The following is a 24,113-nucleotide window of genomic DNA, read 5'->3' as shown; positions in this document are numbered from 1 at the left end:
AAAGATGTTTCGGCGGTCATAGCGAGAGGGAAACGCCCGGTCACATTCCGAACCCGGAAGCTAAGCCTCTCAGCGCCGATGGTACTGCAAGGGGGACCTTGTGGGAGAGTAGGACACCGCCGGACTTCACGTAACCGAAAGGGCCATCCGACGACGGATGGCCCTTTCGTGCTTTCACCGGGCATCATCGAGGAGTGGACATGCCGAACGACAGCGACCGCGGCGACCGCGAAGGCCGCCCTCCCCGCGACGGGAAGCCTCGCTACAGCGAGAATTCCGGCGACCGCCGGTCCTTCTCTCGTGATGGTGACCGTCGCCCGTACAACCGCGATGGTCAGTCGGGGGAGCGTCGCTCCTATGACCGTGACGGTGAGCGTCGCCCGTACAACCGTGACGGCGGTTCGGGTGAGCGTCGCCCGTACAACCGTGACGGTCAGTCTGGGGAGCGTCGTCCCTATAACCGTGACGGTCAGTCTGGGGAGCGCCGTCCCTATAACCGTGACGGTCAGTCTGGGGAGCGTCGTCCCTATAACCGTGACGGTCAGTCTGGGGAGCGTCGTCCCTATAACCGTGACGGTCAGTCTGGGGAGCGTCGTCCCTATAACCGTGACGGTCAGTCTGGGGAGCGTCGTCCCTATAACCGCGATGGCCAGTCTGGGGAGCGTCGCCCGTATAGCCGCGATGGCCAGTCGGGTGAGCGTCGACCGTACAACCGTGACGGCGGTTCGGGTGAGCGTCGCCCGTACAACCGTGACGGCGGTTCGGGCGAGCGTCGTCCCTATAACCGTGACGGTCAGTCGGGGGAGCGTCGCTCCTACAGCCGTGACGGTCAGTCGGGTGAGCGTCGCCCCTATGACCGCGATGGCCAGCCGGGGGAGCGTCGGCCGTACAACCGTGACGGCGGTTCGGGTGAGCGTCGCTCGTACAACCGTGACGGTCAGTCGGGGGAGCGTCGCTCGTACAACCGTGACGGCCAGTCGGGTGAGCGTCGCCCGTACAGCCGTGACGGCCAGTCGGGTGAGCGTCGCCCGTACAGCCGTGACGGCCAGTCGGGTGAGCGTCGCTCGTACAACCGTGACGGCGGTTCAGGCGAGCGCCGTCCGTACAACCGTGACGGCCAGTCCGGTGAGCGTCGTCCCTTCAACCGTGATGGCGGTTCGGGGGAGCGCCGGCCGTACGACCGTGACAGTCGCCCGGATCGGCGCCCGCAGAGCCGCGACGGCTTCTCGGGGCCCCGTCGTCCGTACGACGGCGACTCCCGTCCGCCGCGCGACGACCGCAACTCCCGTCCGCCTCAGACCGACCGTGTGCGTGATCCCGAGCTTCCCGAGGACATCGACGCGCGCGACCTCGCGTCGGCCGCGCGCAACGAGCTGAAGACCCTCAGCAAGGAGAACGCCGACCGTGTCGCCCTGCACCTCGCAGCAGCCGCTCGGTTCATCGAGACGGACCCCGAACGGGCGCATGAGCACGCACAGGCCGCCGTCCGCCACGCGGGACGGATCGGTGTCGCGCGGGAGACGCTCGCCGTGACGGCGTATGCCATCGGGGACTTCTCGCTCGCGCTTCGCGAGCTGCGCACGCACCGCCGCATCACCGGGCGCGAGGACAACATCGCGTTGATCGTCGACAGCGAGCGCGGCGTCGGCAGGCCGGAGAAGGCTCTCGAAGAGGGCCACGCCGTGGATCGGATGACCCTCGATGTCGCGACCCGCGTCGAGCTCGCGATCGCGATGTCGGGTGCGCGCCTCGACCTCGATCAGACCGAACTCGCGCTGAGCGAGCTCGACATCCCCGAGCTGGACCCGGATCGTGCGTTCTCCTGGAGCCCGGGGCTGTTCGCTGCGCGCGCCAACGTGCTCGAGGACCTCGGGCGCGAGGAGGAAGCCGCGCAGTGGCGCCGTCGCGCCGAGATCGCCGAAGACGCACTCGGCCTCAACGACGTGCCTGACGCCGACGACTTCATGTTCGTCGACGAGATCGAGGAGCTCGACCTCGACCCCGCCGAGTCGGATGAGCCCGACCCGCTCGATCAGGACGGAACCGCAGACTCGTCGGACGAGGACGGTCTCGCCGAGGTCGTCGACGAGACTGCGGCCGCACAGACGGAAGAGGAGGTGACCGCCGCCGTCGTCGTCGAGGATGCTCCCGCCGAGCCTGCCGAGGACGTTCTGGTCGTGGAGGAGAAGCCGAAGCGCTCGCGTGCGAAGAAGGCTGCCCCTGTCGAGGATGCTCCCGCCGAGCCTGCCGAGGACGTTCTGGTCGTGGAGGAGAAGCCGAAGCGCTCGCGTGCGAAGAAGGCCTCCGTGGTCGAGGAGGCCCCGGTCGAGGACGCCAAGGTCCAGGAGGCTTCGGTCGAGGAGAAGCCGAAGCGCTCGCGTGCGAAGAAGGCTGCCCCTGTCGAGGACGCTCCCGCCGAGCCCGCCGATGAGGCCCCCGCCGAGGAGAAGCCGAAGCGCTCGCGTGCGAAGAAGGCCGCTCCGGCCGACGCCTCTGCCGCCGAGCCCGCCGACGAGGCCCCGGCCGTGGAGGAGAAGCCGAAGCGCGCCCGCGCGAAGAAAGCCGCCCCCGTCGAGGATGCCCCCGCCGAGCCTGCCGCGGACACCCCGGCCGTGGAGGAGAAGCCCAAGCGCACCCGTGCGAAGAAGGCCGCCCCCGCGAAGGACGCTCCCGCGGCCGAGCCGACGATCGAGGACGAGGTCACCCAGATCCTCATCGAGGCGGGCATCGACGACCCCGACGAGGCGAAGTAACCCGATGGCGCTGTTCTCCAAGAAGTCCGCGACGCCCCTCGACGGGGTCGACGTGCTCCTGGCCGACCTCGACGGCGTCGTGTACGCGGGGCCGGGGGCCATCCCGCACGCGGTCGAGAGCCTCAACCGGGCGACGGCCGAGGGCCGCCGCCTCGGGTTCATCACGAACAACGCCTCGCGCACCGATGCGTCCGTCGCCGCGCACCTGAGCGATCTCGGCATCCCGACCGCGGCGACCGACATCGTCACGAGCCCGCAGGCGGCCATGCGGCTGCTCGCGGACAGGATCCCGGCCGGCTCGACCGTGCTCGTCGTGGGCGGCGAGGGGCTCGTCGTCGAGGTCGAGAAGGCGGGCTTCGTCGTCACGCGCAGCGCCGACGACGCCCCCGCCGCCGTCGTGCAGGGCTTCGCACCCGAGGTGGGATGGGCTCAGCTCGCGGAGGCCGCGTACGCGCTGGCCCTCCCAGAGGACGAGGGCGGGATCCCCTGGATCGCGACCAACACCGACTGGACCATCCCGCAGGCCCGTGGCATCGCGCCGGGCAACGGGACGCTCGTCTCGGCCGTGCACACCGCGGTCGGACGCCTCGCGACGGTCGCGGGCAAGCCGGAGGCGCCGATCTTCCATGCCGCCGTCGCACGCTTCGAGGCGCGCAAGCCGCTGTTCCTCGGCGACCGCCTCGACACCGACATCATGGGCGCGCAGGCGGCCGGCATCGACTCCGCCGTCGTGCTGACGGGCATCGACCGGCCGAAGCACATCCTCGCGGCGCCTGCGCACTCGCGGCCGACCTACATCCTCTCGGACCTGCGCGAGCTCTTCGAGCCCTATCCCGAGACCCGGGTGAAGGGCGACACCGTCTGGGTGCGCGAGGCGGGCGTGCGGATCGACGGCGCCGACATCCACATCGTGCGCGAGGGCGACAGCGACATCGACCTGCTCCGCGCCGCGGCGCGCGCCATCTGGGACACGGGCCGGCAGATCTTCGGCTTCCGCGTTCCCGAACGCCTCTACGAGGACCGCTTCTGACGTGCGCGGCTCCCCGCCCCGCGCGAGGAGCCGCGTTAGTCTGAACGGATGACGCACGCAGACGGGGACGCCGAGCTCGTGAGCCGCGTGCGCGTGATCGAGGAGCAGCCGCTTGAGACGCGTGCCGACGCCTTCGCCGCGCTGCACGACGAGCTCGCCGCGCGCCTCGAGTCCGCGCCGCGCGACGCCGGCCGATGACGCTCCGCCTCGACCAGGCGCTCGCCGATCGCGGTCTCGCACGCTCTCGCTCGCACGCCGCGGTGCTCATCGCCGACGGCCTCGTGACCGTCGACGGCCTCCCCGTCGCCAAGGCGTCGCTGCGGGTCGACGACGACGCGCTCGTCGAGGTGCACGGCGCCGACGGATACGTCAGCCGCGGCGCCCACAAGCTCGTCGCCGCGCTCGACGCGTTCCGCGTCGACGTCTCCGGCCGCGCCGCGCTCGACATGGGCGCCTCGACGGGCGGGTTCACGCAGGTGCTGCGCGAGCGCGGGGCCGTCCCCGTCATCGCCGTCGACGTGGGCCACGACCAGCTCTCCCCGCTCATCCGGGCGGATGGCGGTGTGCACGCCGTCGAGGGATACAACGTCCGGCACATGGACCGCGCCTCCCTCGCGCGCGAGAGCGGAGTGGACGCCCTCCCCTCGGTCGTGACGGGCGACCTCTCGTTCATCTCGCTCGCGCTCGTCCTCCCCGCCGTCGCGGCGGTCGCGGCGCCCGACGCCGACATCGTGCTCCTCGTCAAGCCCCAGTTCGAGGTCGGCCGCACCGGCATCCGGGGTGGCGTCGTCGTCGACCCGTCCCTCCGGGTCTCCGCGACGCGCGCGGTCCTCGACGCCGCCTGGCAGCACGGGCTCGGCACCCTCGGCGTGCGGCGCTCGCCCATCGCGGGCGCGCACGGCAACATCGAGCTGCTCGTCCACATCTCGCCGGGCCGGGGCGGGCATCCGACAGAATGGACGGACACGATCGCCCACGAGGCAGGAGGACGATGACCGACCGCAGGATCCTGATCGTCGCCCACGCGTACCGCGACGACACCGTCCGCGCCGCCGTCCGCGTCGTCGAGGCCATCCGCAAGGGCGGGGCGACCCCCGTGCTCGCGCGCGACGACCGTGCCGAGCTCTCCGCCATCGCCCCCGCCCTCGCCGACGTCGCCGTGCTGCACGACGACGTCCCGCTCGCCGACATCGAGATCGCCATCGTCCTCGGCGGCGACGGGACGATCCTCCGTGCCGCGGAGCTCGTGCGCGACGGCACGGCGCCCGTGCTCGGCATCAACATGGGCCACGTCGGGTTCCTCGCCGAGATCGAGCGCGACGACATGGACGAGGCCGTGCGCCGCGCCATCCTGGGCGACTACGCCGTCGAGGAGCGCCTCGCGCTCTCCGTCGTCGTCAAGGACGCCGCCGATCGCGTCGTGTACGAGACCTGGGCGCTCAACGAGGCCGCCATCGAGAAGGACCAGCGCGAGCGGATGGTCGAGGTCGTCATCGAGGTCGATCGCCGGCCCCTCACGGCCTACGGCGCCGACGGGGTCGTCGTCGCGACGCCGACGGGGTCGACCGCCTACAACTTCTCGGCCGGGGGCCCCGTCATCTGGCCGACCGTCCAGGCCATCGCCGTCGCCCCGCTGTCGGCGCACACCCTCTTCTCGAAGCCGCTCGTCGTGGGCCCCGAGCACGCCGTCGCCGTCGAGCTGAAGGCCGACTCCGCAGGATCTGCCGTGCTGTGGTGCGACGGCCGCCGCTCGCATCCGCTGCCGGCGGGCGCCCGCGTCGTCGTGCGCCGCTCGTCGAAGCCGGTGCGTCTCGCACGTCTGCATCCCGCGGCGTTCACCGACCGCCTCGTGCGCAAGTTCAAGCTGCCGACGGAGGGATGGCGCGGGCCGAGCGAGACGACGCCGACCGCCGCCATCGCCCTGCCGACCCTGGGGGCCGCGCCGAACTTGGGTGCCCCGCCGACCTCGGAGACCCTGCACACCCTGGAAGGACACGCGTGATCGAGGAGATGCGCCTGCGGGACCTCGGCGTCATCGCGGAGGCCACGCTGCCGATGGGCCCCGGGTTCACCGCCATCACGGGCGAGACGGGCGCCGGCAAGACCATGGTCGTGACGGGGCTCGGACTCCTGCTGGGCCAGCGCGCCGACTCCGGCGTGGTCCGCGCCGGCGCCGGGCAGGCCGCCGTGGAGGGGGTCTGGATCGTGCCGGAGGACGGCGCCGTCGCCGACCGCGTGCGAGACGCCGGGGGAGACCTCGAGCCCATCGGCGACGGCAGCGCCGAGCTGTACCTCTCGCGGACGCTCGCGGCCGAGGGCCGCAGCCGCGCGAGCGTGGGCGGCCGCTCGGCGCCCGCCGGCGTGCTCGCCGACCTGGCGGACGCCCTCGTCGTCGTGCACGGCCAGACCGACCAGCTGCGGCTGAAGTCGGCGGCCGCGCAGCGCGACGCCCTCGACCGCTTCGCGGGCGCCCCCGTGCGGGAGGCGCTCGCCGCCTACCGTTCCGCGTGGGAGGAGCACCGCCTCGTGGCGCGCGAGCTCGACGAGCTGCAGACCGCCGGCGCCGCACGTGCGGCAGAGGCGGAGGCACTGCGTGCGAGCCTCGCGGAGATCGAGCGGATCGCGCCGGAGCCGGGGGAGGACGTGCAGCTCGCCGGGCGCGCCGAGCGTCTGGCGAACGCGGAGGAGCTGCGCGCCGCGGCCGCTCTGGCCAGGGAGGCGCTCTCGAGCGAGGAGGGTGCCGCCGACGTCTCGACGCTCCTCAGCGAGGCGCGCCGTTCCGTCGAGCGCGCGGGAGACGCCGCGCTCTCGGCCGTCGGGGAGCAGCTCGCCGACCTCGGCTACCGTGTCGCCGACCTCGCCGTCGAGCTCTCGGGCTATCTCGCCGACCTCGACGAGTCGGGCCCCGCGGAGCTCGCGGCCGTCGAGGAGCGGCGTGCGGAGCTGGGCTCCCTCGTCCGCGCCCACGGCACGCTCGACGCCGCGATCGATCTCCTCGCATCGGGATCGGCCCGCCTCGCCGAGCTCGACGACGACGGCGACCGCATCGAGCGCCTCGCCGCGCAGCGCGACGCCCTCCGCGGCACGCTCGACGAGACCGCGGCCGCGCTCACTGCCGCGCGCTCGCAGGCCGCCGAGCGCCTGGGGGCGGCGGTCACCGAGGAGCTGCATGCGCTCGCGATGCCCGATGCGCGGCTGGTCGTCGCGGTGTCGGATGGCGCGGAGTCGGCGGCTGGGCGCGACGACGTCGCCTTCCTCCTCGCCCCGCACCCCGGGGCCGAGCCGCGCTCCGTCGCCAAGGGCGCATCGGGCGGCGAGCTCAGCCGCGTCATGCTCGCCATCGAGGTCGTCATCGCCGCGACCGACCCGGTGCCGACCTTCGTCTTCGACGAGGTCGACGCCGGCATCGGCGGCGCCGCGGCGATCGAGGTCGGCCGCCGTCTGGCTCAGCTCGCCCGGACATCCCAGGTCATCGCCGTCACCCACCTCGCCCAGGTCGCGGCCTTCGCGGGCAACCACCTCAGCGTCGTCAAGGGCAACGACGGGTCGGTCACGCGCTCGAGCGTGCAGCGCCTCGACGGCGCCGAGCGCGAGGCCGAGATGGCGCGCCTGCTCTCCGGCCTCGCCGACTCCGACGCCGCGCTCACGCACGCCAGGGAGCTCCTCGACCTCGCCCGTCCGGTCGCGTGACCGACCAGCCGCGACCGTCGGCCATCCCGCCCTCGCGACTCGACGGCGCGCCGTGGCACGATAGCCCGAAGACCTCCGCGACCGGCACGCCGGCCGGTCGGGCCCATGCACCCGCCGCTGGGAGCACCCTGCACGCGGCACCCCTCCACCGGCACCACGACTGTTAGGATTGAAGCCCGTGATGCAGACTTCTCCGGCACGGCGCGACGACACCACCAAGCACATCTTCGTGACGGGCGGTGTCGTCTCCTCGCTCGGCAAGGGGCTCACCGCCGCCAGCCTCGGCAACCTGCTCACGGCACGCGGACTGCACGTCGTCATGCAGAAGCTCGACCCCTACCTCAACGTCGACCCGGGCACGATGAACCCGTTCCAGCACGGCGAGGTGTTCGTCACGGACGACGGCGCGGAGACCGACCTCGACATCGGCCACTACGAGCGCTTCCTCGACATCAACCTGTCGCAGGCCGCCAACGTCACGACCGGCCAGATCTACTCGCAGGTGATCGCGCGCGAGCGCCGCGGCGAGTACCTCGGCGACACCGTGCAGGTCATCCCGCACATCACCGACGAGATCAAGCGCCGCATGCGCCTGCAGGCCGAGGACGACCCGCGCCCCGACGTCATCATCACGGAGGTCGGCGGCACGGTCGGCGACATCGAGTCGCAGCCCTTCCTCGAGGCCGCCCGGCAGCTGCGCCACGAGCTCGGCCGCGACAACGTCTTCTTCGTCCACGTCTCGCTCGTGCCGTTCATGGGCGCATCCGGCGAGCAGAAGACGAAGCCCACGCAGCACTCCGTCGCCGCGCTCCGTCAGGTCGGCATCCAGCCCGACGCGCTCGTGCTGCGCAGCGACCGCCCCGTGAGCGAGGGCAACCGCAACAAGATCGCGCTCATGTGCGACGTCGACGTCGAGGGCGTCGTCAACACGGTCGACCTGCCGAGCATCTACGACATCCCCTCCACGCTCAACGACCAGGGCCTCGACGCGTACATCACGCGCCGTCTGGGTCTCGAGGACAAGGTCGGCGAGGTCGACTGGACCCGCTGGGGGCGTGTGCTCCACGCCGTGCACAACCCCAAGCACGAGGTGACGATCGGCCTCGTCGGCAAGTACATCGACCTGCCGGATGCCTACCTCTCGGTGACCGAGGCGCTCAAGGCGGGCGGGTTCGCGCAGGAGACGAAGGTCACCATCCGCTGGATCCCCTCCGACACGTGCGAGACGCCCGAGGGCGCGAAGGAGCAGCTGGCGTCGCTCGACGGCATCTGCGTGCCCGGGGGCTTCGGCATCCGCGGCATCGAGGGCAAGCTCGGCGCGCTGAAGTTCGCCCGCGAGCAGGGCATCCCGACGCTCGGCCTGTGCCTCGGCCTGCAGTGCATGGTGATCGAGTACGCACGCGATGTCGCCGGCATCGCCGACGCCTCGTCGAGCGAGTTCGACCCGGAGACGTCCGCGCCCGTCATCGCGACGATGGCCGAGCAGGTCGACATCCTCGAGAGCGGCGACCTCGGAGGCACGATGCGCCTGGGCCTCTACCCCGCTCGGCTCGCGGAGGGATCGATCGCGGCGGAGGTGTACGGCGCCTCCGAGGTGCAGGAGCGCCACCGCCACCGCTACGAGGTGAACAACGCCTACCGTGCGCAGCTCGCCGAGGCGGGCCTCCTCTTCTCCGGCATCAACCCCGATCTCGACCTCGTCGAGTTCGTGGAGCTGCCGCGCGACGTCCACCCGTACTACATCGCGACGCAGGCGCACCCCGAGCTGCGCTCGCGCCCGACCGATCCGCACCCCCTCTTCCGCGGGCTCGTCGGCGCGGCCGTCGAGCGCAGCCGGTCGAGCGAGCTGTTCGACGTCGAGAACGCCTGAGCGGATGGCCGTGCGCGACGACCTGCACGACGAGCCGTTCACGGCGGAGGTCGTCGCGCGCGGGCGCGTCTACGAGGGCGCCATCTGGGACGTCGTCTCGGAGCGGTTCGCGTACGGCGACGGCGAGCTGACACGCCAGTTCATCGCGCACCCGGGTGCCGTCGCCGTCGTCGCCCTCGACGACGAGGGACGGGTCCTGCTCATCCAGCAGTACCGCCATCCGATCGGGGAGCGCGACTGGGAGATCCCGGCCGGCCTGCTCGACGTCGCGGGCGAGGACCCCGTCGACGCGGCGCGCCGCGAGCTCGCCGAGGAAGCCGACATCCGCGCGGCGCAGTGGGACGACCTGGGCGCCGTCCACCTCTCGCCGGGGTCGAGCTCCGAGCTCATCCGGCTCTTCCTCGCGCGTGACCTCGCCCGCACCGCCGAGGCGTTCGCCCGCGACGGGGAGGAGGCCGACATCCGCGTCGAGTGGGTGCCGTTCGCCGACGCCGTCGATGCGGTCGTGGCCGGCCGCTTCCGCAACGCCACGACGGGGATGGCCCTCCTCCTCGCCGACGCGCGGCTGCGCGCCGGGTAGCCCGGGATGCGCATCGAGCGCGCCGTCGACGCGTACCTGCGCCACATCTCGATCGAGCGGGGCCTCTCGGATCACACCGTGGCCGCCTACCGACGCGATCTCGCGGGATACGCCGGCTGGCTCGCGGAGCAGGGCGTGGTCGACTCCGACGACGTCGACGCGGCGACGGTCGCCGCGTTCGCCGCTGCCCGCGCGTCGGACTACCCGGCTCCTGCCGCGTCGTCGCTCGCGCGGATGCAGTCGTCCGTCCGCGGTCTGCACCGCTTCCTCGCGCGGGAGGGGATCGCCGCAGACGACCCGTCGCGACGTCTGCGGCCCCCGAAGCAGGCGCAGCGGCTCCCCAAGGCCCTCGCGATCGACCAGGTGGAGCGCCTGCTGTCGGCTCCGCCCTCGGACGAGCCGCTCGGGATCCGCGACCGGGCCCTGCTGGAGCTGCTGTACGCGACGGGGGCCCGGGTGTCGGAGGCGATCTCGCTCGACGTCGACGACCTCGCAGCCGGCGAGGTCGTGCGCCTTCGCGGCAAGGGCGGCAAGGAGCGCGTCGTGCCGGTCGGGTCGTACGCCCGAGCGGCCGTCGAGGCGTACCTCGTGCGCGTTCGCCCCTCCCTCGCGGAGCGCGGCAGGGCGTCCGCCCGGCTGTTCCTCGGCGCGCGCGGGGCGCCGCTCTCCCGGCAGAGCGCATGGCTCGTCATCCAGGCGGCCGCCGAGCGCGCGCAGCTGGAGGCGCATGTCTCGCCGCACACCCTGCGGCACTCGTTCGCGACGCACCTGCTGCAGGGCGGCGCGGACGTGCGGGTGGTGCAGGAGCTGCTCGGCCACGCCTCCGTCGCGACGACGCAGATCTACACGCACGTCACGGTCGACACGCTCCGCGACGTGTACCTGACGAGCCATCCGCGCGCCCGCTGATCACGGCTGGATAACGAAGCACCCGGCGGTGTCAGGAACGGGCCGCCCGACGACACAACCCTGATGAGGGCTCCTCCGACGACATCATCCTCGCGATGGATGCGCGGACCATCCGGGACCCGACAGCATGGCAGGACACAGCTCCGCGCGCCCCGCGCGCCATCCAGACAGGGACACGATGCGCACCACACGCCCCCTCCTCCTCGCGGCCTCCGCGTCCGCCCTCGCCCTCGGGCTCACCGCCTGCTCCACGACGGGCGGCGGCGGCGCCAACGAGCTCGACTGGGAGGACTCGCCGCTCTACGAGTACACGAACGCGGGCTACGGCGGCGACCTCTCCGTCGAGGAGCAGCAGGCGCAGGCCGACGAGCAGAACCGGGAGATCGAGGAGAAGACCGCGGCCTGCATGCAGGAGCAGGGCTTCGAGTACATCCCCAACCTCGACAACGGCGGCGTCGTCTACAGCGAGGACGACGGAGTCTGGGACCCGGAGTCGCGCGAATGGGTCGAGCAGTACGGGTACGGCATCTTCAACGACCCCTACGCCGAGCAGAACGCCGAGATGTCGGAGCAGGGCGAGGAGTACGTCGATCCCAACGCCGACTACGTCGCGACGCTCTCGGAGTCGGAGCAGACGGCCTTCTACGAGGTGCTCTACGGCGAGTCGCCCTCCGAGGAGGAGTCGATGGACCCCGAGTTCGACTGGGACGCGTTCTACGAGACCGCCGACCAGGGCTGCTACAACACGGCGTCGAACGAGGTGTACGGCAGCGATCAGTGGGAGGACCTGTACGAGCAGTTCCAGCCGCTCATGGATGCGATGAACGAGCTCTACACGACGACGCAGGAGTCGGACGCGATGGTCGAGCTCGACGCCGAGTGGGCCGCGTGCATGGCCGACGCCGACTACGCGCAGTACACCAAGCAGACCCAGCCCACTGAGGAGCTGTACGAGCAGCAGAACGCCTTCTGGGAGGACCAGAACGCGGCCATGGAGGAGATCGACTGGGAGACCGCCACGGAGGAGGAGCTCGAGGCGATGTCGCAGTCGACCGACCCCTCGCAGACCGACGAGTGGAAGCAGGCCGCGGAGGACGAGATCCCGCTCGCCCTCGCCGACCTCGACTGCCGTGAGGCGACCGACTACCGCGACCGCGCGCTCGAGATCCAGTTCGAGCTGGAGGAGCAGTTCATCGCGGACAACAAGGCCGACCTCGAGGCGTACAAGGCCGCGGCCGAGCAGGCGAGCTGAGGGTGGCGGAGCAGGACGCACGCGGGGCCGCACAGGACAGCGGGGACGAGCAGGACCGAGAGAACGGGCTCGTCCCCGCAGGGGGCGTCGTCGAGGCGCTCATCGAGGAGGAGGAGGACGACGTCCCCGCCGCCTCCGAACGCCGAGGCGGATGGCGCAGGGCGCTCGGCCGCAACCGCGGCCTGTGGATCACGGCCGCGGTCGCCGTCGTCGCGCTCGCGGGAGGCCTCGTGCTCGGGCGCTTCGTCATCTCGCCGCTCGACGCGGCAGCGGGAGCCGGCGCACCGGAGCCGGGGCTCGTCACCGTGCCGGTGGAGTTCGGCGAGCTGAGCAACGACGTCACGCTGCGCGGCGACGTCGGCTACACCGACGCCGTCGAGCTGAAGCTCGACACGTCGTCGTTCGAGGGCGCGGCGATCGTCACGGGCCAGGTTCCCGAGGTCGGGGCGGAGCTCGACCGGCTGTCGATCGCGCTCGAGGTGGCAGGCCGGCCCGTCATCGTGCTGCCGGGCGACCTGCCCGCCTACCGGACGCTGCGGGTCGGCGTCTCGGGGCCCGACGTGCTGCAGCTCAAGCAGGCGCTCGCCGCCGCGGGCATCGGCGTGGGAGACGTCGAGTCCGACGTCTTCGACGAGGCGACGGCGCTCGCCGTGGGCGAGCTGTACAACCAGGCGGGGTACCCCGCCCCCGCGGCGGAGGAGGGCGTCACGGAGTCGGTCGTCGCGGCCGAGGACGGCGTGCGGATGGCCGAGCAGGCCGTCATCGACGCGCGCGCGGCGCTGACGGCCGCGGGCCAGGGACCGTCGGAGATCGAGGTGCGCGAGGCCGACAACCAGGTGGCGAGCATCCAGCGGCAGATCGCGGCGGCCGACGCGGCCGGCGAGGACACCGCCGACCTGTACGACCAGCTCGCCGTCGCCCAGCTGCAGCGGCAGGCGCTCGACGCCCCGCGCGACACGAGCGCCGAGCAGGCCGCCGTCGACAGCGCCGTGGCCGGCGTCGAGACCGCCAACGAGACCCTCGCCGCCGCGCGCGAGGCCGCCCTGCCCTACCTGCCCTCGAGCGAGGTGCTGTACCTGCAGGAGCTGCCGCGGCGCGTCGACTCCGTGGCCGTGTCGCGCGGCACGACGCTCGAAGGCGCGGCCATGACGGTGTCGGGCGCGACCGTCGAGCTCACGGGCACGGCGGCCGAGGCCGACGTCGCCCTGCTCGAGGTCGGTGCGGAGGCGACGTTCGAGCTGCCCGACGGCGGCGAGCACCGTGCCGTCATCGCGTCGCTCGAGGCCGCGGAGGACGGCGGGCGCACGACGATCTCGTTCGAGCCCGATCCGCTCACGCCCGAGCAGATGGCGCAGGTGCAGGGCACCAACGTGCGCATCACCGTGCCGGTCGGCGCGACCGAGGGCGAGGTGCTCTCGGTGCCCTACGCGGCGCTCACGGCGGGGCCAGGCGGCGAATCGCGCGTCGAGGTCGTCACGGGCGATCCGCGCGACGGCGAGAACGCCGAGACCGTGCTCGTCACGGTCGAGACCGGGCTCGCCGCGGGCGGCTACGTCGAGGTCACGCCCACCTCGGGCGACCTCGCCGAGGGCGACCTCGTGGTGGTCGGCTCGTGACCGCGCCCGTCGTCGAGCTGCGCGATGTCACGCGGTCGTTCCCCGGCCCGCCCGAGGTGCAGGCGCTCAAGGGCGTGTCGCTCGTGCTGGAGGACGGCGAGTACGTGTCGATCGTCGGCCCGAGCGGATCGGGCAAGTCGACCATGCTCAACATCCTCGGGCTCCTCGACCGGCCGACCGTGGGGGAGTACCGCATCTCGGGAGCGCTCACGGGCGACCTCACAGAGGACGAGCGCGCGGCCGTCAGGGCGCAGTTCATCGGATTCGTCTTCCAGGCGTTCCACCTCATGCCGCGCCGCACCGTGCTCGACAACGTGCTCATGCCCATGCTTTACAGCGGCGTGCCGCGCGCCGAGCGCGAGTCGCGCGCGAAGGAGGCGCTCGAGCGCGTCGGGCTCGGGCACCGGATGGCGTTCCTCCCCGGGACGCTGTCGGGCGGCGAACGGCAGCGGGTCGCCGTCGCCCGCGCCGTCGTGAGCGGGCCGAGGCTGCTGCTCGCCGACGAGCCGACGGGCAGCCTCGACCAGCGCACGTCGTCGGAGGTGATGGCGCTCTTCGAGGAGCTCAACGCCGACGGGCTCACGCTCGTCGTCATCACGCACGATCAGGGCGTGGCCGAGCGGGCGCGGCGGACCATCCGGATCTCCGACGGCCGGCTGAGCGAGGTCGCATGACGACCGACACGCTCGCGCTCGACGCCCCGGCCGACGAAGGCGCCGAGGCCCCGCGGAAGCGGCGGCGCCGATGGCGGCGCCGGAGGAAGGCAGCGCCGGAGGCGACGGCGGGGGCGGCGGAGCTCCTGCGCCCCGTCGCGCGTCGCGACCGCTTCACGGCCAGCGACCTCTTCGCGGAGGCGACCACCGACATCGGCTCGCGGCCAGGCCGCCTCATCATGACGATCCTCGGCACGGTGCTCGGCATCGGGTCGCTCGTCGCGACGTGGGGCTTCGCGCAGACGGCCGCCGCGCAGATCGCGAGCCAGTTCGACGCCGTCGCGGCGACGCAGGTCACGATCACGCCGGCCGAGACGAGCACGGGGCAGGATGGCCGCACGGGCGCCCTCGGGACGCTCCCGTGGGACGCGCCGGAGCGGCTCGAGCTGCTCGCGGGCGCGGAGGACGCCGCGCTGCTCTCGGAGGTGGCGCTCGGCGAGGCCGCCATCACGGCGGTGCCCCTCAACGATCCGTCGGCGCCCGCCGTCGCCTCGCCGCCGCTCCTCGCGGCGTCGTCGGGCATCCTCGACGTCGTGGGCGGCGAGCTCACCGCGGGGCGCATGTTCGACGAGGGCCACGACGCCCGCGGAGACCGCGTGGCCGTGCTCGGCTCGCGCGCCGCGGAGCGCCTCGGCATCGCGCGCGTGGAGTCGCAGCCGTCGATCTTCATCGACGGCCTCGCGTACGCCGTCGTGGGCATCGTGGGGGAGACGCAGACGCGGGGCGAGCTGCGCGACGCCGTGCTCATCCCGGATGGCGCCGCGCGCGCCGACTTCGGCCTGCGCGTCCCTGCGGAGGCCGTCATCCGCATCGCCGTGGGCGCGGGGCCGCAGCTCGCCGAGCAGGCCCCGCTCGCGCTCTCGCCCGACGCCCCCGAGAACATCGAGGTGCGCGCGCCGGCGGCCGGGTCCGACCTGGGCGACGCCGTGCAGTCCGACGTCAACCTCGTGTTCGTCATCGTCGGCGCAGTGTCGCTGCTCGCGGGCGGCCTCGGCATCGCGAACGTCACGCTGCTGTCCGTCATGGAGCGCGTGGGCGAGATCGGCCTGCGGCGCGCGCTCGGCGCGACGCGGCGGCAGATCGCCGCCCAGTTCACGGTCGAGTCGATCGTCATCGGGCTGCTCGGCGGTCTCATCGGCGCGGCCGCCGGCGTGCTCGCGGTCGTCGCGGTGGCGGCGCTCCAGCAGTGGACGGCCGTGGTCGATCCCGTCGTCGCGTGCGCGGGCGTCGTGCTCGGCGCCGTCGTCGGCTGGGTGTCGGGCTGGTACCCGGCACGGCGCGCCGCGCGCATCGAGCCCGTCAACGCGCTCCGCGGCGCGTAGCCGCCGACGACTTCCGGCCGCCTGGCCCGTCGCGCGGGCGGCCGGGGGCGTCGGCGACTAGACTCGGTCGAACCGCATGAACACGTTCGGCATCGCGAAGGCAGGAGTTTCGGTGACGCGCAAGACCCAGCAGGACGCCGTCCCGATCGGGCCCACGGGTCGTCCCTACCAGGGGTTCCCGACGCCGCCGAAGCTCGACAGCCACGGTCCGGCGCGCATCATCGCCCTGTGCAACCAGAAGGGCGGCGTCGGCAAGACGACGACGACCATCAACCTCGCCGCATCGCTCGCCGAGTACGGGCGCAAGGTGCTCGCCGTCGACTTCGACCCGCAGGGCGCGCTGTCGGCGGGCCTCGGCGTGCAGACGCACGACGTCACGACGATCTACGACCTCCTGCTCGAGCCCAAGCGCGACGCGCACGAGGCGATCGTCCACACGGCGGTCGACGGCCTCGACATCATCCCGGCGAACATCGACCTCTCGGCCGCCGAGGTGCACCTCGTCAACGAGGTGGCCCGCGAGATGATCCTCGCGCGCGTGCTGCGCGGCGTCGCGAACGAGTACGACGTCATCCTCGTCGACTGCCAGCCCTCGCTCGGCATCCTCACCGTCAACGCGCTCACGGCGGCGCACGGCGTGCTCATCCCGCTCGAGTGCGAGTTCTTCGCGCTCCGCGGCGTCGCGCTGCTCATCGAGACGATCGACAAGGTGCGCGACCGCCTCAACCCCTCGATCGAGCTCGACGGCCTGCTCGCGACCATGTACGACTCGCGCACGCTGCACTCGCGCGAGGTGCTCGACCGCATCGTGGAGGCGTTCGGCGACAAGGTGCTCGAGACCGTCATCGGCCGCACCGTGAAGTTCCCCGACGCCTCCGTGTCGGGCGTGCCCATCACGGAGTTCGCCCCCGAGCATCCCGCAGCGCAGGCGTACCTGCGGCTCGCGCGGGAGCTGGTCTCCCGTGGCGCCGTCGCCTGAGGCGGCGGAACCGGCGGAAGCTCCGGACGCGGGCTTCCGCGTCTCGCTCGCGAACTTCGACGGGCCCTTCGACCTGCTGCTGACGCTCATCTCGAAGCACGAGCTCGACATCACCGAGATCGCGCTCAGCAGGGTGACCGACGAGTTCATCGCGTACCTGCGCGACCTCGGGCCGGACGAGGAGCTCGACCAGGCCAGCGAGTTCCTCGTCGTGGCGGCCACCCTGCTCGACATGAAGGTGGCGGGCCTGCTCCCGCAGGGCGAGCTCGTCGACGCCGAGTCGGTGGCGCTGCTCGAGGCGCGGGATCTGCTGTTCGCGCGGCTGCTGCAGTACCGCGCGTTCAAGGAGGTGTCGGACTGGTTCCGCTCCCGGCTGCAGGCGGAGGACCGGCGGCACACCCGCTCCGTGCCGCTCGAGGAGAAGCACCGCGCGCGGACGCCCGAGCTCGTCTGGACGCTGTCGGCCGACGAGTTCGGGGCGCTCGCCCTGCTCGCCTTCGCGCCGAAGACCCTCCCGCAGGTCGGGCTCGACCACTTGCACGCGCCGCTCGTGTCCATCCGCGAGCAGGCGGCGGTCGTCGTCGCCCAGCTGCGCTCCCGCGGCACGATGAGCTTCCGCGAGCTCGTCGCCGGGGTCGAGCTCGCGGGGGTCGTGGTGGCGCGCTTCCTCTCCGTCCTCGAGCTGTACCGCCATGCCGCGCTCAGCTTCGAGCAGCTCGAGCCGCTCGGCGAGCTCACGCTGCGGTGGACGGCCGAGCGATGGTCCGACGACATGCTGGCGACCCTGGGGGCCGACTATGACCGATGACCCGACTCCGACCGATGAGACCGTGCCCGACGAGGCGCCCGTCGCCCAGCGGCTGGAGGCCATCCTCGTCGTCGCCGACGAGCCGCAGAGCCTCGTGAGCCTCGCGACGGCGGTGGGCGCCCCCGTGCCCGCCGTGCGGCAGGCGCTCGAGACGCTCGTCTCCGACTACGACGGCGCGGCGGGCGGGCCGCAGCGCGGCTTCGAGCTGCGCGAGGTGGGCGGCGGATGGCGGCTGTACGTGCGCGAGCGGTTCGACGGCCTCGTCGCCGACTACGTCGGCGCGCAGGCGCCGGCCCGGCTCTCGCAGGCCGCGCTCGAGACGCTCGCGGTCATCGCCTACAAGCAGCCCGTGACGCGCTCGCAGGTCGCGTCGATCCGCGCCGTCAACGTCGACTCGGTCGTGCGCACGCTCGTGGCGCGCGGCCTCATCACGGAGCTCTACGCCGACCCGGAGACGGGGGCGATCAACTACGGCACCACCGACATGCTGCTGCAGCAGCTCGGCATCAACTCGCTCGACGAGCTGCCGCCGATCTCGCCGCTGCTCGACGACGGCGCCGACGGATTCGAGGAGATGACGGCATGACGGAGCAAGAGGGCGTGCGCCTGCAGAAGGTGCTCGCGAACGCGGGGGTGGCCTCGCGGCGCGTGTCGGAGCAGTACATCGTCGAGGGGCGCGTGCGCGTCAACGGCGTGGTCGTGTCGGAGCTCGGCGCGCGCATCGACCCCGGGCGCGACCTCGTCGACGTCGACGGCACGGCCGTGCAGCTCGACACGACGAAGCGCTACGTCGTGCTCAACAAGCCCACGGGCGTCGTGAGCACGATGAAGGACGAGCACGGCCGCCCCGACCTGCGCCGCTTCACGAAGGAGTGGCCGGAGCGCCTCTACAACGTGGGCCGGCTCGACGCCGAGACGAGCGGGCTGCTCGTGCTCACGAACGACGGCGAGCTCGCGCACGTGCTCGCCCATCCGAGCTTCGGCGTCACGAAGGTGTACATCGCGAAGGTCGACGGGCGCGTGTCGCCCGCGACGATCGCGAAGCTCACGCGCGGGATCGAGCTCGACGACGGCCCCATCGCGGCCGACAAAGCGCGCCTGCTCGACGCCTCGTCGGGGTCGAGCCTCGTCGAGCTGACGCTCCACTCGGGGCGCAACCGCATCGTCCGCCGCATGATGGCGGCCGTCGGCCATCCCGTCGTCGAGCTCGTGCGCCGGCAGTTCGGCCCACTGCACCTGGGAACGCTCCCTGCCGGGCGCGCGCGCGAACTGACTAAGGTGGAACTCGGCGCGCTGCTGACGCTGTCGCGCCGGGGAACGGATGCTCCGCCGGAGGGCGGCGTCGAGCTTCCGCCTTCGGAGGACCAGGAGACCTCGTGAGCGATACACGCGTGCCGAGCGGCGTCGTGCCCGACGCCTCGTCGTCGACCGTGCCCGGCCGTGCCGCGCGCGTCGTCGGCACGGTGCGCGTCGTCGGCTCGGGCCTCCTGGGCGCGAGCATCGGCCACGCCCTCACGCAGCTGGGCGTCGACGTCGCGCTCGCCGACGCGTCGCCCGCGCAGCTGCGGCTCGCCGTCGACTACGGCGCCGGGCGCGCAGCCGCCGAGGGCGACGACCCGGCGATCGTCGTCGTGTGCGTCCCGCCCGACGTCGTGGCGGATGTCGTCGCCGACGAGCTGGCGCGGTTCCCGCGTGCCGTCGTCACCGACGTCGCGTCGGTGAAACTCGAGCCGCTGCGCGAGCTGCGCGCCCGCGGGCTCGACCTCACGCACTACATCGGCTCGCACCCCATGGCGGGACGCGAGCGGGGCGGCGCCATCTCGGCGCGCGCCGACATCTTCACGGGCCGGCCCTGGGTCGTGTGCCGCGACGGCGAGACGCCCGTCGCCGACCTCGCGCTCGTCGAGGACCTCGCCCTCGACCTCGGCGCCGTGCCGATCGAGATGACGCCGGAGGAGCACGACCGCTCCGTCGCGCTCGTCTCGCACGTCCCGCAGGTCGTCGCGTCGCTGCTCGCCGCGCGGTTCGCCGACGCCCCGGAGCTGTCGCTGTCGCTCGCCGGCCAGGGCGTGCGCGATACGACGCGCATCGCGCACTCCGCACCGGAGCTGTGGGTGCAGATCCTCGGCGCCAACGCGTCGCCCGTCGTCGAGGTGCTCGACGCGCTCGCCGCCGATCTGCGGGAGGCGGCCGACGCGCTGCGGCACCCCGACGCGCCGGGCGCGCGCAGGGCCGTGGCCGAGGCCATCCGGCGGGGTAACACGGGCGTGGAGCGCCTGCCCGGCAAGCACGGCCAGCGCCGCCGGTTCGAGACGGCCGTCGTCATGATCGACGACCGCCCCGGCCAGCTCGCGCAGCTGTTCGCCGACGTCGGCGACATGGACATCAACATCGAGGAGGTGCGCCTCGAGCACTCGCCCGGCGCGCCCATCGGCCTCGTCGAGCTGTCGCTCGACCCGGCCGTCCTCACGAGCGCCGTGGAGGGCCTGGAGTCCCGCGGCTGGCGGATTGCGAGCACGAGTGACTGAGCCCTTCTTCATCGGCATCGACGGCCCCGCGGGTGCCGGCAAGTCGAGCGTCTCAAAGGAGAGCGCGCGCCGGCTCGGCTACGGGTACCTCGACACGGGGTCGGTGTACCGCGCGCTCGCGTGGCACGTCGTCGACTCCGGCGCGTCGACGGACGACGAGGCGGCGGTGATCGCCGCGTCCGAGACGTTCGCGCCGGAGGTGTCGCTCGATCCCGACGTGCGCACGGTGCGGGTGGGCGGTGTCGACGTGACCGAGGCCATCCGCACGCCCGAGACGTCGGCCGCCGTGAGCGGCGTGGCGCGCGTGCTGCCCGTGCGCGAGAAGGTCAACACGCTCTTCCGCGCGCTCGTCGCCGACTCCGGGCTGCCGGGCGTCGTCGTGGAGGGGCGCGACATCACGACCGTCGTCGCCCCGGATGCGCCCGTGCGCATCCTGCTGACGGCGCACCCCGACGTGCGGGCCGCGCGCCGGGCCGCCGAGCTCGGCGACGCCGACACGGCCGCCGTGGCCGACGCGATGCGCCGGCGCGACGCGTCGGACAGCGAGGTCGTGAACTTCCTCGACGCAGCTCCTGGGGTGGACGTCGTCGACACGACCGACTTGGATTTCGAACAGAGCGTCGCCGCCGTGCTCGCGGTGATCGACGAGAGGACAGGAGGCCGGGATGGCCGCTGAGAACGAGTACGAGGGGTCGCCCGACCGCCTCGTCGAACGACTGGCCGAGCTCGACGAGGAGCTCATCGAGCGCCGCGCCGAGTCGCTGCGCGCGAGCCTCGCCGACTACGAGCTCGACGAGGAGGACGCCGACCTGCTGGCGGGCCTCGCGTCGGGCGAGGACGGCGTGGAGTACCTGCCGGCGCTGCCCGTCATCGCGATCGTGGGGCGCCCGAACGTGGGCAAGTCCGCGCTCGTGAACCGCATCCTGGGGCGCCGCGAGGCGGTCGTCGAGGACACCCCCGGCGTCACGCGCGACCGCGTGACGTACAAGGCGGAGTGGCTCGGACGCCGGTTCTCGCTCGTCGACACGGGCGGATGGGAGCCCGACGCGAAGGGCATCGACCGCTCGGTCGCGCTGCAGTCGGAGGTCGCGATCGAGCTGGCCGACGTCATCCTCTTCGTCGTCGACGCGTCGGTGGGCGCGACGTCGACCGACGAGCACGTCGTGCGGCTGCTGCGCAAGACCTCGAAGCCCGTGTTCCTCGTGGCGAACAAGGTCGACGACGCGCGGCACGAGCCGGAGGCCGCGGCTCTCTGGAACCTCGGCCTCGGCGAGCCGCACCCCGTCTCGGCCATCCACGGCCGCGGCGTGGCCGACCTGCTCGACGCCGTGCTCGAGAAGACGCCCGACGTGTCGGCGGTCGCGAAGCACGAGATCGGCGGCCCGCGTCGCGTGGCCATCCTCGGGCGGCCGAACGTCGGCAAGTCGTCGCTGCTGAACAAGGCGGCGGGCGAGGAGCGCGTGGTCGTCAACGACCTCGCCGGGACGACGCGCGACCCCGTGGACGAGGTCGTCGAGCTCGGCGGCAAGCTGTGGCGCCTCGTCGACACGGCCGGCATCCGCCGTCGCGTGCACATGGCGCAGGGCGCCGACTTCTATGCGTCGCTGCGCACCTCGGCGGCGCTCGAGAAGGCGGAGGTGGCCGTCGTCGTGATCGACGTGACGCAGCCGATCAGCGAGCAGGACGTGCGCATCATCGACCTCGTGCTCGAGTCGGGGCGCGCGCTCGTGCTCGCGTTCAACAAGTGGGATCTGCTCGACAGCCCCGAGATGGTCAACGCCGAGCGCCGCCGCTACCTCGAGCGCGAGATCGAGCAGGACCTCGCGCACGTCGCCTGGGCGCCGCGCGTCAACATCTCGGCGAAGACGGGGCGCCGGCTCGACAAGCTCGTGCCCGCGCTCGAGCAGGCGCTCGACTCGTGGGACACGCGCATCCCGACGGGCAAGTTCAACGCGTTCATCACCGAGCTCGTCGCCGAGCACCCGCACCCGCTGCGGGGAGGCAAGCAGCCGCGCATCCTGTTCGGCACGCAGGCGGGCACGCGCCCGCCGACCTTCGTGCTGTTCACGACGGGATTCCTCGACCAGGGCTACCGCCGGTTCGTGCAGCGGCGCCTGCGCGAGCTCTACGGCTTCGAGGGCACGCCCATCGTCATCAACATGCGCGTGCGCGAGAAGCGCCAGCGGAAGTAGAGCTGCGTCGGCCGTCGCCCCGTGTGGGCGGCGGCCGTTCCCGTGTGCCGCGGGTCGGGTGCCGGCGCGTGCCGCCTTTCGGACGGCTGGGGCTGGTGTGCGCGTGTCGGCCACGGCAGGTGTCACCGGCCCCGCCGGTCCGAATCGCGGCCCGGGTTTGGGCGATAGCCGCGTGCCGCCTTTCGGATGGCTGGGGCTGGTGTGCGCGTGTCTGCCGCAGCGGATGTCACCGGCCCCGCCGGTCCGAATCGCGGCCCGGCTTCGCTGCCGTGTCGTTGTTGCTCGCCTGACCGGCTGAGCCTCGGTGCGCGTGCCGCCTTTCGGATGGCTGGGGTTCCTGTGCGCGTGTCGGCCACGGCAGGCGTCACCTGCACCGCCGGTCCGAATCGCGGCTCGACGCGGCTGGCGCGCCGCGTGCCGCCGTTCGGATGGCTGGGGCTGGTGTGCGCGTGTCGGCCACGGCAGGCGTCACCGGCCCCGCCGGTCCGAATTGCGGCCCGGCGGCTCCGCCCGTTGCGCGGCATGACCCCCGCGTCATCCGCTCGACACGCGCGTGTGCGAGGGTGGAGGGGTGACGATCGAGCGCCCTGCCCCCGGTGAGCCGCGACGGCCGGATGGCCCGCGCGACCCGGGCGACGCATGGGTCGTGGCCGACGACGGCACCCGGTACTGGGGTCGGTTCGGGGCGGCGGGACTGCTCGCCGTCGACGCGGCGCGCGGCGTGCTGCTGCAGCATCGTGTCGGTTGGAGCCACTTCGGCGGCACGTGGGCGCTGCCCGGCGGCGCGCTGCATCAGGGCGAGAGCCCTCTGCACGGCGCCGTGCGCGAGGCGCAGGAGGAGGCGGGCGTCCCCGACGGCGCGGTCGTGCCGCGGTTCACGTCGGTGTACGACGTCGGCATCTGGCGCTATACGACGGTCGTGGCGGATGTCGCCGACCCGTTCGAGCCCGTCATCAGCGATCCCGAGAGCCTCGAGCTGGCTTGGGTGCCGGTCGACGACGTGGATGCGCTGCCGCTGCATCCCGGGTTCGCGGAGGCGTGGCCGATGCTGCGGGCGCAGCTGGCCATCCGCCCTGTCGTGCTGGTCGACGCGGCGAACGTCGTGGGGTCGGTGCCGGATGGCTGGTGGCGCGACCGTGCCGGGGCCGCACGTCGTCTGCGCGACCGGGTCGAGGCGCTCGCCGTCGCGGGACTGCCGGCGGATGCGCTGGGGCTCGAGGGAAGCCGGTGGTTCCCGCGGTTCGCGCTCGTCGTGGAGGGCGCGGCGCGCGGCATCGAGCATGCCGACGACGTCAGCGTCTACACGGCGGACGGGTCGGGCGACGACGAGATCGTGCGCCGGGCCGAGGCGGGCGTCGGTGCGGGCCTTCGGCTCACGGCCGTGACGAGCGATCGCGAGCTGCGCAGCCGGCTCGAGGCGGTCGGCGCGTCGGTCGTCGGCACGCGGTGGCTGCTCGACCGGCTGGACTGAATCGCGGAGCCCGGGTCAGTACGCGTCGTCGCGGCCGAGCAGGCGGTCGATCTCTCGGCGTTCGCGCTTCGTGGGGCGTCCGGCTCCGCGGTCGCGGGTGACGATGGGGGCGACGAACTCGCGGGGCGGCGGGGGAGGGGTGCGGTCTTCGAAGGCCTCGGCGGCGAGGGGCGCGCTGACGCGCTTGTGGAGGATGCCCCGGACGCCGAGGATGCGGTCGAAGCCGTTGATGCGCACGCGCACCTCGTCGCCGATCTTGACGCTGTAGGCGGCTTTGATGGGATCGCCGTTGACGCGGACGTGTCCGCCGCGGATAGCCGTGGTGGCGGCGGAGCGGGTCTTGTAGACGCGGACGGCCCACAGCCAGACGTCGATGCGGACGGAGTCGCTCATGATCCGT

The 24,113-nt window shown here is 72.8% G+C and carries 22 protein-coding genes and 1 rRNA gene; 22 read left to right on the top strand and 1 reads right to left on the bottom strand.

The features are described from left to right. The first annotated feature begins 8 nt into the window (after nucleotides 1–8). The 22 genes from rrf to ABD998_RS17540 all read left to right on the top strand — a co-directional run bounded on the left by rrf (nucleotide 9) and on the right by ABD998_RS17540 (nucleotide 23,713). Nucleotides 9–125: ribosomal RNA gene (rrf, locus tag ABD998_RS17645) — 5S ribosomal RNA — on the top strand. A 1,182-nt stretch (nucleotides 126–1,307) separates the two neighbouring features. Next, nucleotides 1,308–2,753 (top strand): hypothetical protein, encoded by a 1,446-nt coding sequence (locus ABD998_RS17640; protein ID WP_345442329.1) that lies wholly within the window; start codon nucleotides 1,308–1,310, stop codon nucleotides 2,751–2,753. A 4-nt stretch (nucleotides 2,754–2,757) separates the two neighbouring features. Beyond that, the gene (locus ABD998_RS17635; protein WP_345442326.1) at nucleotides 2,758–3,783 is read left to right on the top strand and encodes an HAD-IIA family hydrolase; all 1,026 of its coding nucleotides are present in this window, start codon (nucleotides 2,758–2,760) and stop codon (nucleotides 3,781–3,783) included. Between the two features lie 48 nt (nucleotides 3,784–3,831). Continuing rightward, nucleotides 3,832–3,981 carry a hypothetical protein gene (locus ABD998_RS17630; protein ID WP_345442323.1) on the top strand — a complete coding sequence of 50 codons (150 nt, stop codon included), beginning with the start codon at nucleotides 3,832–3,834 and terminating at the stop codon, nucleotides 3,979–3,981. Continuing rightward, entirely contained in the window at nucleotides 3,978–4,778 is an 801-nt protein-coding gene (locus ABD998_RS17625) for a TlyA family RNA methyltransferase (protein ID WP_345442320.1), read from the top strand. The genes ABD998_RS17630 and ABD998_RS17625 overlap by 4 nt, the downstream gene beginning before the upstream one ends. Next, the gene (locus tag ABD998_RS17620; protein WP_345442317.1) at nucleotides 4,775–5,785 is read left to right on the top strand and encodes an NAD kinase; all 1,011 of its coding nucleotides are present in this window, start codon (nucleotides 4,775–4,777) and stop codon (nucleotides 5,783–5,785) included. The genes ABD998_RS17625 and ABD998_RS17620 overlap by 4 nt, the downstream gene beginning before the upstream one ends. After that, nucleotides 5,782–7,473 carry a DNA repair protein RecN gene (gene recN / locus ABD998_RS17615; protein ID WP_345442314.1) on the top strand — a complete coding sequence of 564 codons (1,692 nt, stop codon included), beginning with the start codon at nucleotides 5,782–5,784 and terminating at the stop codon, nucleotides 7,471–7,473. The genes ABD998_RS17620 and recN overlap by 4 nt, the downstream gene beginning before the upstream one ends. A 181-nt stretch (nucleotides 7,474–7,654) precedes the next feature. After that, nucleotides 7,655–9,343, top strand: a complete 1,689-nt coding sequence (locus ABD998_RS17610) for a CTP synthase (protein ID WP_345442335.1) — start codon at nucleotides 7,655–7,657, stop codon at nucleotides 9,341–9,343. A gap of 4 nt (nucleotides 9,344–9,347) precedes the next feature. After that, a complete protein-coding gene (locus ABD998_RS17605) occupies nucleotides 9,348–9,923 on the top strand; it encodes an NUDIX hydrolase (protein WP_345442311.1) in 576 nt (191 codons plus the stop codon). Between the two features lie 6 nt (nucleotides 9,924–9,929). Further along, nucleotides 9,930–10,832 carry a site-specific tyrosine recombinase XerD gene (xerD, locus tag ABD998_RS17600; protein ID WP_345442308.1) on the top strand — a complete coding sequence of 301 codons (903 nt, stop codon included), beginning with the start codon at nucleotides 9,930–9,932 and terminating at the stop codon, nucleotides 10,830–10,832. 178 nt (nucleotides 10,833–11,010) lie between these two features. Then, the gene (locus tag ABD998_RS17595; protein ID WP_345442305.1) at nucleotides 11,011–12,084 is read left to right on the top strand and encodes a hypothetical protein; all 1,074 of its coding nucleotides are present in this window, start codon (nucleotides 11,011–11,013) and stop codon (nucleotides 12,082–12,084) included. 2 nt (nucleotides 12,085–12,086) lie between these two features. Next, entirely contained in the window at nucleotides 12,087–13,700 is a 1,614-nt protein-coding gene (locus ABD998_RS17590) for an efflux RND transporter periplasmic adaptor subunit (protein WP_345442302.1), read from the top strand. After that, the gene (locus ABD998_RS17585) at nucleotides 13,697–14,374 is read left to right on the top strand and encodes an ABC transporter ATP-binding protein (protein ID WP_345442299.1); all 678 of its coding nucleotides are present in this window, start codon (nucleotides 13,697–13,699) and stop codon (nucleotides 14,372–14,374) included. The genes ABD998_RS17590 and ABD998_RS17585 overlap by 4 nt, the downstream gene beginning before the upstream one ends. Next, on the top strand, nucleotides 14,371–15,735 hold the full coding sequence (locus ABD998_RS17580; protein ID WP_345442296.1) for an ABC transporter permease: 1,365 nt from the start codon (nucleotides 14,371–14,373) through the stop codon (nucleotides 15,733–15,735). Before ABD998_RS17585 ends, ABD998_RS17580 begins: the two co-directional genes overlap by 4 nt. Before the next feature lie 76 nt (nucleotides 15,736–15,811). Then, nucleotides 15,812–16,714 (top strand): ParA family protein, encoded by a 903-nt coding sequence (locus ABD998_RS17575; RefSeq protein WP_425563005.1) that lies wholly within the window; start codon nucleotides 15,812–15,814, stop codon nucleotides 16,712–16,714. Beyond that, on the top strand, nucleotides 16,698–17,522 hold the full coding sequence (locus ABD998_RS17570; protein WP_345442290.1) for a segregation and condensation protein A: 825 nt from the start codon (nucleotides 16,698–16,700) through the stop codon (nucleotides 17,520–17,522). The genes ABD998_RS17575 and ABD998_RS17570 overlap by 17 nt, the downstream gene beginning before the upstream one ends. Further along, a complete protein-coding gene (scpB, locus tag ABD998_RS17565) occupies nucleotides 17,512–18,108 on the top strand; it encodes an SMC-Scp complex subunit ScpB (protein WP_345442287.1) in 597 nt (198 codons plus the stop codon). The genes ABD998_RS17570 and scpB overlap by 11 nt, the downstream gene beginning before the upstream one ends. Next, a complete protein-coding gene (locus tag ABD998_RS17560) occupies nucleotides 18,105–18,902 on the top strand; it encodes a pseudouridine synthase (RefSeq protein ID WP_345442285.1) in 798 nt (265 codons plus the stop codon). Before scpB ends, ABD998_RS17560 begins: the two co-directional genes overlap by 4 nt. 50 nt (nucleotides 18,903–18,952) lie before the next feature. Next, complete coding sequence (locus ABD998_RS17555; RefSeq protein ID WP_345442332.1) at nucleotides 18,953–20,050, top strand: prephenate dehydrogenase; 1,098 nt, start codon at nucleotides 18,953–18,955, stop codon at nucleotides 20,048–20,050. Beyond that, a complete protein-coding gene (gene cmk / locus ABD998_RS17550; protein ID WP_345442282.1) occupies nucleotides 20,043–20,726 on the top strand; it encodes a (d)CMP kinase in 684 nt (227 codons plus the stop codon). Before ABD998_RS17555 ends, cmk begins: the two co-directional genes overlap by 8 nt. Beyond that, the gene (der, locus tag ABD998_RS17545) at nucleotides 20,716–22,242 is read left to right on the top strand and encodes a ribosome biogenesis GTPase Der (protein WP_345442279.1); all 1,527 of its coding nucleotides are present in this window, start codon (nucleotides 20,716–20,718) and stop codon (nucleotides 22,240–22,242) included. Before cmk ends, der begins: the two co-directional genes overlap by 11 nt. A gap of 571 nt (nucleotides 22,243–22,813) precedes the next feature. Beyond that, a complete protein-coding gene (locus tag ABD998_RS17540; protein ID WP_345442277.1) occupies nucleotides 22,814–23,713 on the top strand; it encodes an NUDIX hydrolase in 900 nt (299 codons plus the stop codon). Between the two features lie 15 nt (nucleotides 23,714–23,728). On the opposite strand, the gene ABD998_RS17535 is transcribed toward ABD998_RS17540, so the two are convergent. Continuing rightward, nucleotides 23,729–24,106, bottom strand: coding sequence for an RNA-binding S4 domain-containing protein (locus ABD998_RS17535; RefSeq protein ID WP_345442274.1), 378 nt, complete (start codon nucleotides 24,104–24,106; stop codon nucleotides 23,729–23,731). Nucleotides 24,107–24,113: the final 7 nt, after the last annotated feature.

Origin of the sequence: Microbacterium gilvum (assembly GCF_039543865.1) — a bacterium.
Classification (GTDB): Bacteria; Actinomycetota; Actinomycetes; order Actinomycetales; family Microbacteriaceae; genus Microbacterium; species Microbacterium gilvum.
This window is presented reverse-complemented; position numbering and strand designations above follow the sequence as displayed.